Source organism: Aliarcobacter cibarius (genome assembly GCF_013372265.1).
In the GTDB taxonomy this organism is placed as follows: domain Bacteria; phylum Campylobacterota; class Campylobacteria; order Campylobacterales; family Arcobacteraceae; genus Aliarcobacter; species Aliarcobacter cibarius.
In genome coordinates, this window is sequence record NZ_CP054051.1 from 1,332,753 (window position 1) to 1,348,296 (window position 15,544).

15 protein-coding genes are annotated in these 15,544 nt (G+C 26.2%); 11 read left to right on the forward strand and 4 right to left on the reverse strand.

The genetic code is table 11. The features are described 5' to 3' along the window. Window positions 1-34 precede the first annotated feature (34 nt). On the reverse strand, window positions 35-793 hold the full coding sequence (locus ACBT_RS06620) for an SDR family NAD(P)-dependent oxidoreductase (protein ID WP_024775010.1): 759 nt from the start codon (window positions 791-793) through the stop codon (window positions 35-37). 114 nt (window positions 794-907) lie between these two features. Further along, window positions 908-1,738: a prephenate dehydrogenase gene (locus ACBT_RS06625; protein ID WP_024775011.1), complete on the reverse strand. Its 831-nt coding sequence runs from the start codon at window positions 1,736-1,738 to the stop codon at window positions 908-910. Between the two features lie 106 nt (window positions 1,739-1,844). Between ACBT_RS06625 and bamA the strand changes: the two genes are divergently transcribed. From bamA to ACBT_RS06655, 6 genes are read left to right on the forward strand one after another with little or no spacing between them, the layout of a single operon-like run. Next, window positions 1,845-4,121, forward strand: coding sequence for an outer membrane protein assembly factor BamA (gene bamA, locus ACBT_RS06630; protein WP_024775012.1), 2,277 nt, complete (start codon window positions 1,845-1,847; stop codon window positions 4,119-4,121). Further along, complete coding sequence (locus ACBT_RS06635) at window positions 4,121-5,194, forward strand: dehypoxanthine futalosine cyclase (RefSeq protein ID WP_024775013.1); 1,074 nt, start codon at window positions 4,121-4,123, stop codon at window positions 5,192-5,194. Before bamA ends, ACBT_RS06635 begins: the two co-directional genes overlap by 1 nt. A 57-nt stretch (window positions 5,195-5,251) precedes the next feature. After that, entirely contained in the window at window positions 5,252-6,490 is a 1,239-nt protein-coding gene (locus ACBT_RS06640) for a M16 family metallopeptidase (RefSeq protein ID WP_024775014.1), read from the forward strand. A gap of 3 nt (window positions 6,491-6,493) precedes the next feature. Continuing rightward, a complete protein-coding gene (gene gltX / locus ACBT_RS06645) occupies window positions 6,494-7,795 on the forward strand; it encodes a glutamate--tRNA ligase (protein ID WP_024775015.1) in 1,302 nt (433 codons plus the stop codon). Further along, complete coding sequence (locus ACBT_RS06650; protein ID WP_024775016.1) at window positions 7,792-8,064, forward strand: YggT family protein; 273 nt, start codon at window positions 7,792-7,794, stop codon at window positions 8,062-8,064. Before gltX ends, ACBT_RS06650 begins: the two co-directional genes overlap by 4 nt. A 6-nt stretch (window positions 8,065-8,070) precedes the next feature. Next, window positions 8,071-9,738, forward strand: a complete 1,668-nt coding sequence (locus ACBT_RS06655; RefSeq protein WP_024775017.1) for a lytic transglycosylase domain-containing protein — start codon at window positions 8,071-8,073, stop codon at window positions 9,736-9,738. On the opposite strand, the gene ACBT_RS06660 is transcribed toward ACBT_RS06655, so the two are convergent. Continuing rightward, window positions 9,707-10,189, reverse strand: a complete 483-nt coding sequence (locus ACBT_RS06660) for a hypothetical protein (protein WP_024775018.1) — start codon at window positions 10,187-10,189, stop codon at window positions 9,707-9,709. The two genes, ACBT_RS06655 and ACBT_RS06660, sit on opposite strands and share 32 nt — an antisense overlap. A 99-nt stretch (window positions 10,190-10,288) precedes the next feature. Between ACBT_RS06660 and mobB the strand changes: the two genes are divergently transcribed. Genes mobB through ACBT_RS06685 form a run of 5 tightly spaced genes read left to right on the forward strand, consistent with a single transcriptional unit; the run spans window position 10,289 to window position 14,791 of the window. Next, window positions 10,289-10,786, forward strand: coding sequence for a molybdopterin-guanine dinucleotide biosynthesis protein B (gene mobB / locus ACBT_RS06665; RefSeq protein WP_024775019.1), 498 nt, complete (start codon window positions 10,289-10,291; stop codon window positions 10,784-10,786). Next, window positions 10,787-11,629 carry a class 1 fructose-bisphosphatase gene (locus ACBT_RS06670; RefSeq protein ID WP_024775020.1) on the forward strand — a complete coding sequence of 281 codons (843 nt, stop codon included), beginning with the start codon at window positions 10,787-10,789 and terminating at the stop codon, window positions 11,627-11,629. Beyond that, the gene (locus tag ACBT_RS06675; protein WP_024775021.1) at window positions 11,622-11,822 is read left to right on the forward strand and encodes a hypothetical protein; all 201 of its coding nucleotides are present in this window, start codon (window positions 11,622-11,624) and stop codon (window positions 11,820-11,822) included. The genes ACBT_RS06670 and ACBT_RS06675 overlap by 8 nt, the downstream gene beginning before the upstream one ends. Window positions 11,823-11,837: 15 nt before the next feature. Further along, window positions 11,838-13,793 (forward strand): methionine--tRNA ligase, encoded by a 1,956-nt coding sequence (gene metG, locus ACBT_RS06680; protein ID WP_024775022.1) that lies wholly within the window; start codon window positions 11,838-11,840, stop codon window positions 13,791-13,793. Next, window positions 13,793-14,791, forward strand: coding sequence for a UDP-N-acetylmuramoyl-tripeptide--D-alanyl-D-alanine ligase (locus tag ACBT_RS06685; RefSeq protein ID WP_024775023.1), 999 nt, complete (start codon window positions 13,793-13,795; stop codon window positions 14,789-14,791). Before metG ends, ACBT_RS06685 begins: the two co-directional genes overlap by 1 nt. On the opposite strand, the gene ACBT_RS06690 is transcribed toward ACBT_RS06685, so the two are convergent. Continuing rightward, window positions 14,788-15,444, reverse strand: coding sequence for a S24 family peptidase (locus ACBT_RS06690; RefSeq protein WP_024775024.1), 657 nt, complete (start codon window positions 15,442-15,444; stop codon window positions 14,788-14,790). The two genes, ACBT_RS06685 and ACBT_RS06690, sit on opposite strands and share 4 nt — an antisense overlap. Window positions 15,445-15,544: the final 100 nt, after the last annotated feature.

Consider the following 15,544-nt stretch of genomic DNA (forward strand, 5'->3'; position numbering starts at 1 on the left):
CTAACATCGCTTATTGTGTAAAATTTTGTTTTAATCATTTTAAAAACTTCTTTGTTATAGAAAAACTCCAACTGTATGGTAGGAAACTAAGTATTCTTAAAAATTTAGATAACATAAAGGGGAAAGAGATTTCAAATTTATAAGATTTATTTAGTTCATCAAATATTTTTTTAGCTGCATAATCTACTTCCATTAACTGAGGCATTTCAAAATCATTTTTAGCAGTAAGTCTTGTTTTTACGAAACCATGATTTATAATTTGTAAATAGATATTTTTTCTTTGCAATTCTGGTTGCAGTGATTGTGCGATATTTACTAAAGCAGCTTTTGATGCACTATAAGCGCCACCATAAGGTAAACCAAAACAACTTGCTAAACTTGCATTTAAAACTATATTTGATTTTTGTTTTTGTTTTTCTAAATTAACAATTAGAGGTTTTAAAACTCTTAAAACACCTAAATAATTTATGTCTATCATAGACTCAAAATTTGAAATATTCCACTCTTCATAAGACATTGATTCATAAACACCTGCATTATAAAAGCAAATATCTAAGCCATTAAAAATATTAAATACTTTAGATACAGTTTTCTCTACATTTTGATTATCTAAAACATCAATATTTATAAGCTCAAGATTAGTTAAATATTTAGATTTTAATTCTAAAAGTTTAGTTGAATTTTCAATATCTCTAGAACTTGCAATTACTTGAAAATTATTTTCTAGCCATAATTTAACTAATTCTAAACCAATTCCACTACTAGCACCAATAATCCAAACTTTTTTTGTCATAATAAACAACCTTTGTTACTTAAAGCTAGTAAATACTAACTTGAAGTAATTATATGTCAATAAAAAGTTTTTTTGTATTATTAATATGTTAGTTTGTATTGAAAAATATATAAATTATAGAATTTCGTGTAAGCTATTTGCTTTTTTCATCCACTCTTCTAATTCTTCGTATTTCTCTTCTTTAATCATATTTTTTGCAAGATTTAACTGCTCTTCAAAATATTTTATAGATTCAAGCATATTTTCTCTATTTTGCTTAAAAATATCTCCCCACATTCTTGGACTAGATTTTGCAATTCTACTCATATCTTTAAATCCACCAGCAGCAAGAGCAATAATCTCTTTTGGATTTTGATGACTCATAACTGTATTTGCTAAAGAGAAAGAGATTAAATGTGGTAAATGTGATATATAACAAGCATTTACATCATGCTCTTTACTATCCATAACTACTATTCTCATACCAATTTCTTGGAAAATTCTAAAAGCTTTATTTACGTGGATATTATCGTTAGCTTCTAAATCACATAAAACAACAGTTTTACCTTCATATAAATTATCAATAGCTGCCTTTGGACCATTTTTTTCTGTTCCAGTCATTGGATGAGCTGCTATAAAGTTTTTTCTTATTTTAGAAGGTATATTTTTAACAATATATTCTTTTGTTGATCCCATATCTATAATAGTTGTTTTTTCATCAATATCAAGAAAACTTGGAAACATAGCAATAATTGCATCAACAGGTATAGATAAAATAATAACATCACTTACTTTCTTTAAAGTTTCTAAATCAACTATTTCATCAACTAAATTTAATTCTAAAATATCTTTTTTATTTTTTTCACTATTTGTGAAACCATAAACTTTTTCGGCAATCCCATATCTTTTTACAGCTTTTGCTAAAGAACCACCCATAAGTCCTAAACCTATAATTCCTATATTCAAAATTTAACCTTTTCTAAATAAATTAAAGAAAATTATATCTTACTTTAGATTTATATAAACTATTTTTAGATATATTATTGCTTTATTATGCAAATTAAGGACACCTGTGAAAAACAAAGTAATACTTTTATCATTGACTTGTGCGACACTACTTAGTGCAACTACAATCAAATCTATTGAATATAAAGATGTAAATAAATTATCTCCTCAGGTTTTAGCTGAAACTATAGATATGAAAGTTGGAGATAAACTAGACGAAAATAAACTAAATGAAGCCGTTGTAAAGTTTTATAAATATGGTTATTTTGAGGATGTTGAAGTTTTAAATAATGATGGAAATTTATTATTTAAATTTAAAGAAAATCCTTCAGTTGCAAGCGTTGATATCAAAGGATATAAAACAAGAAGCGAAGATATAGATAATATAAAAAATATTATTAAATTCAAAAAAGGTTCTATGTATACTGAAAAAAGAGTAAAAGAGGCTGAAAACAAACTTTTAAGTATGCTAGAAAGTGAAGGTTTTATAAACTCTGTTGTTGAAACAGAAGTAGAAACTTTAGGTGAAAATGCTAAAAAAGTTACATTTTATGTAAATAAAGGTGATGAAATCATTATTAATAAAGCTCAATATCATGGTGCTAGTAATTTAGAACAAAGTGATTTTGATGAAGTAACAGCAAATAAAGAAAAAGAGTTTGCATCTTGGTGGTTTGGACAAAATACAGGTGAATTAAAATTAGACCAATTAAAGTATGATGCAAGAAGAATAAATGATCTATATTTTGAAAAAGGTTACTTAGACGCAGATGTTAAAGAACCTTTTTTAGATGTTGATTTTGCATCAAATCAAGCAAAATTAGATTTCTTTGTTAAAGAAGGAGAACAATATACAACTACAGATATTAAAATATTTTTAGACCCTTCTATTGTTAATCCTGATGATATCTACCCAGAATTAAAATTAAAAGTTAATAGAACTTTCAATATTAAGAAATTAAGACAAGATCAAGAATATATAAAAACTCAAGTAGCAAATCAAGGTTATGCTTTTGCTGATGTAAAATTTGATTTAAAGAAAAATGAAGCTGAGCATAAAGTTGATGTTGTATTTAGTGTAGTTCCAGGTAAAAAAGTATATATAAATGATGTAAAAATTTCAGGAAATACAAGAACACTTGATAGAGTTATTAGAAGAGATGTATATCTAGCTCCTGGTGATCTATATAATATGACTGATTTTAAAGATTCAACAAATAAATTAAAAAGATCTAGATTCTTTGAAGATGTACAAATTGAAGAAAAAAGAATCAGTGATGACAAAATGGATATTATTGTAAAAGTAACTGAAGCTCCAACAGGTAGTTTAATGCTAGGTGGAGGATATGGTTCTTACGATAAATTCATGGTAAATGGGTCTATTAGTGATTCAAATATATTTGGTTCAGGACTTGCTCTTTCTTTAAGTGCTGATTTATCAAAAAGAACAACTAGATATGAACTTAGCTTAAAAAATCCAGCTATTAAAGATAGTGATTATAATGGTGAAGTTGAAATTCATGCTACTGATAATGAAATTAGAAGAAGTAAATATGATTCTGATGTAAAAGCAAAAGGTTTCTCAATTGGTGCAGGAAAAGAGATAATTAGAGATACATATGCTGGTTTAAAATATTCTCTTGATTCAGTAAAAGAAACTTATGATTACGATAGTAATTTTTTAAATAATCCTGACACTATAAGTAAACTTGCTTCTGGAGAAAAAAAGTTATTTAAAGACCAAGATTATCTTAATAGTTCTATTACTCCATACATAAACTTTGATAATACAGATGATTTCTATTTTCCAAGAGAAGGTTGGAGATCTAATATTTCAGCTGAATATGCTGGAGTTGGTGGAGATTCGAAATATGTAAAACCAAGTGCTAACTTTAGATATTTTTATTCTTTAGAAGATTTAACAGATCTTGACTGGATTTTAAGATTTAAAACACAAGCTAAAGTTCTAATAGATAATGGTCAAATAAATCAAGGAGATTCTTTATATCTTGGAGGTCCTAGAACTTTAAGAGGTTATAAATCTTATGCATTCCCAAATAATGAATCTGGATTTTATCAAGATCCATATACAAAAATGTGGGCAAATCAATTCGAAGTTAGTTTCCCTCTAGTACCTAGTGCGAAAATGAGATGGGGATTATTCTATGATTATGGTATGATAGGTGAAAACTCATTTAGCGAAATTTCAAGATCAGGAACAGGAGCACTTTTAGAGTGGGTTTCTCCAATGGGTCCACTACAATTAATATTTGCTAGACCAATAGGAGATAAACCAGGTGATGATACATCTTCATTTGAGTTCTCATTTGGAGCAAGCTTCTAATGACTAAAAAAGTAGAAGTAGATTTTCAAAAAAGATTAAGTAAAGAGGATGCTCTTTATTTAATACAAAACGCTCCTTTACTTGAATTAAGCGAACTTGCAAGCAAAAAAAAGTTACAACTACATCCAGAAAAACTTACAACATTTATAGTAGATAGAAATATAAACTACACAAATGTTTGTTGGGTTGATTGCAAATTTTGTGCTTTTTATAGACATAAAAAAGATAATGATTCTTATGTTCTAAAATTTGATGAAATTGATAAAAAAATTGATGAACTTCTAGCTATTGGCGGAACTCAAATTCTTTTTCAAGGTGGAGTCCATCCTAATTTAAAAATTGATTATTATGAAGAGCTAGTAGAACATATTCACACAAAATATCCTCAAATTACAATTCATGGTTTTTCTGCAATTGAAGTTGATTTTATAGCAAGAGTATCAAAAATATCTATTTTAGAAGTTTTAAAAAGACTTCAAGCTAAAGGATTGAGCTCTATTCCTGGTGCTGGCGCTGAAATTTTAAGTGATAGAGTAAGGGATATAATAGCTCCAAAAAAATTGGATACTTCAAAATGGTTAGAAATTCATAGAACAGCTCATAGTATAGGTATGAAAACAACTGCTACTATGATGTTTGGAACTGTTGAAACAGATGAAGAGATTATTGAACACTGGGATTTAATAAGAACACTTCAAGATGAAACAGATGGATTTAGAGCATTTATTATGTGGAGTTTTCAAGGAGAAAATACTGAACTAACAAAAGAAATTCCTGATATAAAGCCTCAATCTTCAAATAGATATTTAAGGCTTCTTGCTGTTTCAAGATTATATTTAGATAACTTTAGAAATCTTCAAAGTTCTTGGGTTACACAAGGTTCTTATATTGGACAAATGGCATTAAAATTTGGTGCAAATGATTTAGGTAGTACAATGATGGAAGAAAATGTTGTAAAAGCGGCAGGTGCAGCAAATAGAATGAATCAAGAAGAGATGATTAGATTAATAAAAGATATAGATGAATTTCCTGCAAAAAGAGATACAGCTTATAATATATTAGAGAGATTTTAACGAAAAATGAAAATAAGATATATTTTATATATTTTTTTAATATTACAAGGAAGTTTAATGAGTGCGACTATAAAGCATATAAATATAAACAATGTTGATATTCCAGTGATTTTTGAAGAACAAAAGTCACTTCCAATTTTAAATTTACAATTAATTTTTAAAAATTCTGGTTACATAAAAGATAAAGATAGTTTAGGATTAGCAAATCTATCTTCAAAAATTTTAAATGAAGGTACAAAAGAATTGGGAGCTACAAAATTTGCAGAAAAATTAGATGACAATGCTATAACACTTCATAGTGCAATTGGTTTTGAAACTCTAACAATTGAACTTTCAAGCTTAAAAGAAAAATCAACTTTAGCTCTAGAATTATTAGATTCACTTTTAAAATCGCCAAACTATTCAGAAAAAGCTCTTTCTAAAGTAAAAACTTTAGTAACAGGAAGCATTAAAAGAAAAGAGAATGATTTTGATGATGTAGCTAGTAAAGGTTTAAATGCCCTACTTTACAATGGAACACCTTTAGCAAATCCTTCAAATGGAACTATTGAGACAATCTCTAAAATTAATTTAAAAGATATTAAAGAATTTTTATCTAACTCTTTAATTTTAAATAACTTAGTTATTGTTGCAGGTGGTGATATAACTTTAGAAGAGTTAGCAAAATCAATAACTCCTATTTTAAAAGAGTTAAAAGCGGGAAATAAAGAAGAAACTTCTAAAATAGAATTTACTTCTAAAAAAGAGGAAAAAGAACTTTTAAAACCTACTGAACAAGCTTATATTTACTTTGGTTCAAATTTCAATGCAAATAGCCAAGATGAAGATAACTATAAGGCAAAAGTCGCTTCATTTATTTTAGGTGGCTCTGGATTTGGTTCAAGATTAATGGAAGAGATAAGAGTAAAAAGAGGTTTAGCTTATTCAGCTTATTCAAATATAAATATTAATAAATCTTACTCTAGTTTTAGTGGTTATTTACAAACAAAAAATGAAAGTTATAAAGAAGCAAGAGATATTGTAATTTCTCTAGTAGAAGAGTTTGTAAAAAATGGTGTTACTAAAGAAGAATTAGAAGCTGCTAAAAATTTCTTAAGTGGAAGTGAACCTCTTAGAACAGAGACTTTAGCACAAAGATTAAACAGAGCATTTATGCTTGATTTTAGAGGATTAAGTCAAGATTATCCAAAAATGGAGATTGAAAAAATTCAAAATTTAACTTTGGAAGATTTAAATTCATATATTAAAACTCATACTGAGTTAAATAATTTAACATTTTTTGTTGTAAGGAAATAATTTATGCTAAGATTTGCACCAAGCCCAACAGGTGATATGCACATAGGAAATTTAAGAGTTGCAATTTTCAATTATATAGTATCAAAACAATTAAATGAAGGGCTAATTATTAGAATTGAAGATACAGATAAAGCTAGAAATATAGAAGGAAAAGATAAAGAAATTTTAGAAATTTTAAATCTATTTTCTATTGATTATGTAAGCGTTTTTTATCAAAGTGACAATTTAAAATATCATCAAAAAATGGCACTTCAATTAATGACTCAAAAAAAAGCTTTTGCTTGTTTTTGTAGTGATACTAAGCTTGAAGAATTAAAAGAAGAGAGTATTAAAAAAGGAATTCCTTTTAGATATGATGGTTTTTGTGAAACTTTAAGTGATGAAACTGTTTTAAACACAAATGCTCCATTTACAGTAAGATTAAAAAAACCAGATCATAATATTAAATTCACAGATGTTTTAAAAGGTGATTTTGATTATGCACCGTTTGATGTTGATAGTTTTATTATTTTAAGACAAGATAAAACTCCAACTTATAATTATGCTTGTTCTGTTGATGATATGTTAATGGACATTTCTATGGTAATTAGAGGAGAAGATCACGTTTCTAATACTCCAAAACAAATACATATTAGAGAATCTTTAGGATATACAAAGGAGATAAAATATGTTCATTTACCAATCATTTTAAATGCTCAAACAGGTAAAAAAATGAGTAAAAGAGATGATGCAAGTAGTGTTAAATGGTTGATTGAACAAGGATTTTTGCCAAGTGCCATAGCAAATTATTTAGTTTTAATAGGAAATAAAACTCCAACAGAAATTTTCACTCTTGAAGAAGCTATAAAATGGTTTAAAATTGAAAATGTTTCAAAAAGTGGTGCTAAATTTGATATTGATAAACTAAGATTTATAAATAGAAAACATATTGAAATGCTAGATGAAATGAGATTATCAAAAATTTTAGGATTTGCTGATGAAAATATTGGTAAATTAGCAAAACTATATTTAGAAGAAGCTAGCACAATAAAAGAGATAAAAGCAAAATTAGATGATATATTTAGTGTAAAAACCACTTTAGAAGGTTTTGAAGAAGAGAGTAAGAAAGTAAAAGAAGTTTTACAAAAAACTTCTTACTTTGAAAGCTATGATGATTTAAAAAATCATGTTACTGAAAATACAGCTTTAAAAGGAAAAAATCTATTTAAGCCTCTTAGATATATTCTAACAGGTGTTGAAAATGGACCTAACTTAGCTGATATTTATCCATTTATTAAAAACTATATAGGAGAAATTGTAAGATGATAGATGCTTTATTTAGTTCAATTTTAACTGTTTTGTTTAGTATTATTTTTCTTTATAAATGGGTTGTAATAATTTCTGCTCTTTTATCTTGGGTAAGACCAGATCCATATAATCCAATAGTTCAGATGCTTTATAGACTAACAGAGCCAGTTTATGCAAAAATAAGAAACATCATTCCAACAACTTTTGGTGGAATGGATTTAGCCCCTCTTATTTTAATCTTTGCTTTGATTTTTTTAGAGACATTTTTACAAAAAGTTTTAATGTAAGTTGATATGACAAAAGCTATTTTAAAACTCTCTTTAATTTCAACTCTTACTTTAAATCTTTTTGCACTTGAAAGTCCAAAAACTGATTTTATGCAAAAAGATTTTAAAGTTACAATTGATTGGCTAGAAAATAGACCAAAATCTAGTGCAAAAGATTTCTTTATTTTACAATATCTAGAAGATGAAAATCTAAGTTATGATATGGCAAAAAAAGCTTATGATATGAGAAAAGGCAACAATGCCACTTTAGATAAAGCTTTCAAACAAAAATTCAATGACAAGATATCACCAGAGGATAGATTTTGCTACAATGCATCTATTATTGAGTTAAAATCTCAAAATTCAAGATGTATTGCACTAGCATTAGGCTCATTAAAAAAAGCCTCTGATTTGTCAAAAACTGATTTAAAATTTTTTATTTCAAAATTAGATCCTTACCCTACTTTAAAAAAAGATTTGCAAACTATAGCCTCAAATACTGTTTTTGAAGATTTAAGAAATAGTGATAGTTCTAGATTTTTAAAAATATTTTTTGATGTAAGTGACAATTATAGAAGTAAATATCTAAATAAATTTATTGATATAAATTTTTTAAATGAAATATCAAAAAGTAAAGATTTTGAAAAATTTCTACGATATGTTATTTATGACAAAGAATTAAAAAATATTCAGAAATCACTACATAACTTGAATAAAAGTATAAATTTATCTTCAACTATATCTTTTATGCTTGGTATAAATGCTATAAACAATAAAGATTTAACAAAAGCAAAAGATTTTTTCAATCAATCATTTAATAACTCTTATTCTAAATCAGATAAAGATAAGTCACTATATTGGCTATATTTAAGTTCAAATGATAAAAACTATTTAAATGAATTAGCAAATAGTAGCGATATAAATATCTATTCACTTTATGCAAAAGAGTTATTAGGAATAAAAGCTGATAATATTTTTTACGATATAGATTTAAAAAATCAATCTACAAATTATGATGTTTATAATCCTTTTCTATGGGATGAAGTGGTTGAAGATACAAAGAAAAATTTAGATGAGATTAAACTTCAAAAATATTATAATATTTTTTCTTCAAAAGATACAGAACCTCACATGGCTTTTGTTTTAGAAAGATTTGAAAAGTATAAAGTTCAATACTATATAACTCCTTATAGAGATATATTAAAAAATTATGACATTGATAAGCAAGTTTTAATATATTCTATAGCAAGACAAGAAAGTAGATTTATTCCATCAGCAGTATCATTTTCAAGTGCTCAAGGAGTTATGCAAATAATGCCTTTTTTATCTAAAGATATAGCAAAAGAATTAGGTCAAAATTACAATATTTATGAACAATTTAATCCTAAAAAAAATATTGAATTTGCAAGTTATCATCTAGATAAATTAAATAAACAATTTGATAATAATCCTTTATTCGTAGCTTATGCTTACAATGGAGGAGCTGGCTATACAAGAACTCAATTGAAAAAAGGTTTGTTTAAAGAAAAAAATAGATTTGAACCATTTCTAAGTATGGAAATGATCTCTTATAATGAAACAAAAGACTATGGTAAAAAAGTTTTAACAAACTACTATATTTATAATAACTATTTAAATAGTGAGAACAAAATCTCACTATCAACTATTTTACAAAGCTTAGTGTCGCCTTACTAGACTCTTCGTTTTGTAAAACCAAAGAGAAATTTTTAATATCATTTAAATTCTCAAATTCAACAATATAATAAGTTCCCCAATGATTTTTAAGCATATAATTTTTATATTTTTCATCATTATTTTCAACTTTTTCTAAAAAAACTGGTTCTTGTTGATTTAAAAATAGTTTGTAGCCATTACTCTCAATATCTTGAGTCTGTGCTTTTGTAAAATATGTAAAAACTAAGAATTGCTCTTTTTTTGTTTTATCTATCTTTGGATCAACCATATTTAAATGAGTTGCCATAAAAATAGTATCAACTTCTTTATCTTTTACTATATCTGTCTTTTTTGTATATTTAACTGCTTTAGTCTCTTCTAAACTTTTATCAAAAAATCTAAAAGCACTATTTTTTGGAGTACAAGAGACGAAAGTGAGTGAAATTACTAATAAAAATAGAAATTTATACATAAATTCTCCTTCAAAATTGCCTATTATTGTACATTACAAAGCCTTTAAGAAATATTTTTATAAATAGAGTTTAACAATTCTTTAGATAAAATCCAAACCATGAATAAAAAAAGATTAGTAGTGGCCTTTTCAGGTCCATCAAATAGTGGAAAAACAACAGCTATTGTTAAAGTTGCAAGTATCTTACAAGATAGTGGTTTTAAAGTTTGTATAGTAAAACACGATCCAAAAGATAAAGCAATGTTTGATAGAGAGGGAAAAGATTCATTTAAATTCTCTCAAACAGGTGCCGATGTTGCAGTAGTTAGCCCAAATAAAACAACGATATTTAAAAAAGGAACTTCAACTATAGATGAATTGATTTCTATATTTGATGATTTTGATTATTTGCTTGTTGAGGGTTTAAAAACTCTGGAATTACCTAGAATTTCTATTTTTAGAAATAATCTAGATGAAAGCTATTTCAATGTTTCTGATGCCTTGGCAATCGATGATAGCATTGATGAAAATTCAATTCCAAAAAACTTAGATATTTTAAATTTAAATAGTCCAGAAGATATTATAAACTGGATAGATAAAAATGCGAAAAGGGTATAAATGCAAGAGATAATTAAAGCAATAGAAGAATCAGCAAGAAGAATAAAATATTTAATTGAAACTGGAGATACAGGTAAATCTCAAAGTGAAAATAGCACTGGAGATACTCAACTTAAATTAGATATACAAAGTGATGAGATAATTGAAGAAATTTTTTTAAAAATTCCAAGTATAAAAGCAATAGTAAGTGAAGAACAAGATAGTATTAAAAATATAAATAGTGATGGAGAATTTTTAATAGCTTACGATCCACTTGATGGTTCTTCATTAGTAGATGTAAATTTAAGCGTTGGTTCAATTTTTGGTATTTACAAAAATGAATTTAATGCACAAAATATAATTGCTTCAGTTTATGTAGTTTTTGGTCCTAGAGTTGAAATGGTAGTTACAACTGATGATGTAAAAATGTATAGACTTTTAAATAATGAATTTAAATTTATTCAGAATATCAAATTAAATGAAAAAGGGAAATTAAATGCTCCAGGTTCAACACAAAACTGTTGGGCTCCTTTTCATAAACAATTAATTGATGATATTTTCAATGACGGTTACAGATTAAGATATAGTGGAGGAATGGTTCCAGATCTTCATCAAATTTTATTAAAAGGTGGAGGATTATTCTCTTATCCAGGTACTAGTGATAAACCAAAAGGTAAATTAAGACAACTATTTGAAGTATTTCCTTTTGCATTAGCTTTTGAAAAAGCTGGTGGCGGTGCTATTGATGGATTTAAAAGAGTTTTAGAGGTAGAAACTTCTCACATTCATGATACTACTCCTTGTTTTTTTGGTTCAAACAATGAAATAAAAAGAGTTTTGGAAGTTTATAGTAAAAATGTCTGAACAAAAAGAGCTTGATATTTGGGAAAAGAATCTTGAAGATGTTTTAAAAGATTTAAAAAGTTGTCAAGAATCTAAAGATTTAAACTCTTGCAAACCATGTAATGAGTTTTTTGATTGTACTTTAAGAAAAAAGTATGTAGTTGCTGTTTATGAGTCAATGAATAAAGGCTCTAGCGGTGGATTTGAATTTTAATTAAGAAGGGAAAAGATGCAAAACTCTTGTAAAAATGTTTATATAACAACTCCAATTTACTATGTAAACGATGTAGCTCATATAGGACATGCGTATACTACTATTATTGCTGATATGTTAGCAAGACATTCTAGATTAGTAGGTCACAATACATATTTTCTAACAGGTACAGATGAGCATGGACAAAAAATTGCTCAAAGCGCAGAAGCTAGAAATAAAACTCCAAAAGAGTATGCAGATGAAATATCTGGAAAATTTAGAAGCTTATGGGATGATTTTGATATAACTTATGACAAGTTTATAAGAACAACAGATGAAGAACATAAAAAAGGTGTTCAACATGCTTTTTTGAAAATGTATGAAAAAGGTGATATTTATAAAGATGAATATGAAGGATTTTATTGTGTTCCTTGCGAGACATTTCATACAGAATCAAATCTAATAGATGAACAATTTTGTCCTGAGTGTGGAAGATCAACAATAGTTGTAAAAGAAGAGAGTTACTTTTTTAAATTATCAAAATATCAAGATAGACTTTTAGATTGGTATGAACAAAATCCTGATTGCATTCTTCCAAGAGCAAAAAAAAATGAAGTTATAAATTTTGTAAAAAATGGATTAAAAGATTTATCAATATCTAGAACTTCTTTTAACTGGGGAATTAAATTACCAGCTGAAATAAATGAGCCAAAACATGTTATGTATGTTTGGTTAGATGCACTTTTAAATTATGCAACAGCTTTAGGGTATGGTGCAACTGAAGAAAATATGAAATTTTGGCCAGCAAACATCCATTTAGTAGGAAAAGATATTTTAAGATTCCATGCTATTTATTGGCCAGCATTTTTAATGTCACTAGAATTACCTCTTCCAAAACACATTGCTGCTCATGGTTGGTGGACAAGAGATGGTGAAAAAATGAGTAAATCAAAAGGAAATGTAGTAAATCCTAAAGAAGTAGCCGATGCATATGGATTAGATGCGTTTAGATATTTTCTTTTAAGAGAAGTTCCTTTTGGACAAGATGGAGATTTTTCACAAAAAGCTTTAATTGATAGAATTAATTCAGATTTAGGAAATGATTTAGGAAATCTTTTAAATAGAATCATAGGAATGAGTGGTAAATATTTTGATTTTAATGTATCTTCTAAAGATGTAGAAAAATTCCATAAAAAAGAACTTGAAGATGTAAATTCTATAATTGAAACATTACAAGGATTTATTTATAACATGCAAATAAATAAATATCTTGAAGAACTTTGGAAAATTTTAACTATTGGAAATAAAGCAATCAATGATTACGAACCTTGGAATTTAATAAAAGATGGTAAAACTGAAGAAGCTATGGCTTTAGTTGCATTAATTACAAATATTATGGCAAAAGTTGCATTATTGTTAGATTCTGTTATGCCTCATAAAATAAAAGATATTTCTACTTGTTTAGGAATTCAAATTTCAACAGAAAATTATAATAAGTTAATTTTAAATAAAGAACTTTTAGATGATGTTAAAATTACAAAAATCGATGCTCTTTTCCCTAGAGTTGAAGATATTCTTTTAGCTCAACCTCCGTGTGGTGATATTTCAAAGAGTGAAGAAGAAATTTCTACTAAAGTAGAATTAGAAAAACTTGAAATACAAGACAACTTAATAACTATTGATAAATTTTTTGAAGCGTCAATTAAAGTGGGAACAATTTTAGAAGCTCAAGAAGTTCCAAAATCTTCTAAACTTCTTTTATTAAAAGTTGATTTAGGAGAAAATCGACCTAGACAAATTTTAGCAGGAATAAAAGAATTTTATAACGCAAATGATTTAATAGGTACTCAAGCTTGTGTTGCTGCAAATTTAAAACCTGCTAAATTGATGGGTTATGTTAGTGAAGGAATGCTACTTGCAGCTAAAGATGAAAATGGATTAAGCCTAATTCGTCCTGAAAAACCTAAAAAAATTGGGACAAAAATAAGCTAGTGAAAATCTCTTCTATAGTAGATATTATTGATGGAGAACTTTTAAATTCTCCATCAATCTCATTTATAAATGGTATAAAATATGATGCAAAAACTGTAAAGACTTCTGATTTATTTATTGCAAAAAATTTTGAAGATTTAAAAATTGCTATTTCAAATGGTGCTTATGCAACTATTTTTGAAGAAAATTTTCCTATTATTGATAATGAAGTTGCTTTTATTAAAGTAAAAAATCTAGAACTAGCTCTTATAAAAATTCTAAGATATAAATTATCAAATTTAAAAATAGATGCTTATTTTTGTGATAATGAAACATTTGATATGTTTGAACTTTATCAAAATAATCATTCTAAAAATATTTTTCTACTTTCAGAAGATATAGAGAAATCTTTTAAATTTATAGATGAAGTAGAAGATGGAGATATTATAATCTCAAAAAATTATCAAATTCTAAACAATATATATCCTAAAAATAAAAAATTTGAAAAATATATAGATGAAAATAATATTAAAAATTTAGTAAAACACTCACTTTTTGAGTTAAGTTTTTCTTATGAAGATAACTATTTTTCAAGACTAAGATTATCAAGCTTATATTTAAATAGCTTTTTAAATATTTATAATTTTTTTAATAAAGATATAGATGTATCAAAATTAAAATTTTATACAAATTTTAAAGCGATATTTATAGATAAAAATTTCGAGCCAATTGAATTTGGTAAAAGTGATAGTTTTATAATTTGTCAAAATAATAAGAATTTAATTCAAGCAGAGATTAAATATATTAATGATGAATTTAAATATGCAAAATCTATATTTATAACTAAAAATTATGTTGAATTTATAAATAAAGAAAAACAAATTCTTATAAAAAACATTGATGAATTAAAAAATATTTTAAAAATCTCAAATTTTAACTGTGCATACTTAATAGATTTTAGCTATAAAGAGATTTTAGAATATCTTCAAAAATCTCAAAATAGACCTACTTTATTTTAATATATTTTTCCAAAAGAACCAACAACCTTGCCAAGTATATTTATCTCATCTTTTTTTAGTACTTGTAAAGGGTAATCTTTATTATCAGAAATAATATCCAATTGTCCATCAACTCTTTTTTGAACTCTTTTTACAAAAAGTCCATAATTTGTGGTAAAGGCATAAACTCCATCTTTATTTAAATCATTTTTTGTTTTATCAACAAATATAATATTATTTGAATTCAAAGTAGGTTCCATAGAATCACCAACAACATTAATAGCTTCTATATTTTTAAGATTATCTTTACCACCTAAAATAGTCAAAAAGTATTCAGGTAATTCTAAACTTTCATAACTATCTTCATCTTCATAAGCCCCACCTCCAGCACTTACACTAACACTAGGATAATACTTTATCCAATATTTATCAGTACTATCAATTAATGAATTTGGATTTTGATTATATAGAAGCCAGTTAATAGAAATTCTTCTTTTTGCACAAAAATTTAAAATATTTGAATATGGAATTTTTCCTCTATTTTTCATAGTTGCAAAATTTGCCTGAGAAAGATCAAGTGACTCAGCAACATCCTTATCAAAAATTTTTTTATCTTTATTATCTGTACTTAATATATCTTTTAATTTATTTATAATTTCATCAATCATAAACATATAAACCACCTTATAAAAATAATTTTAGAATTATATTACAATTTGCAATATTTTTCAAGTAAATTAATTAAATATTGTAATATTAAAAAAATTATTAAGG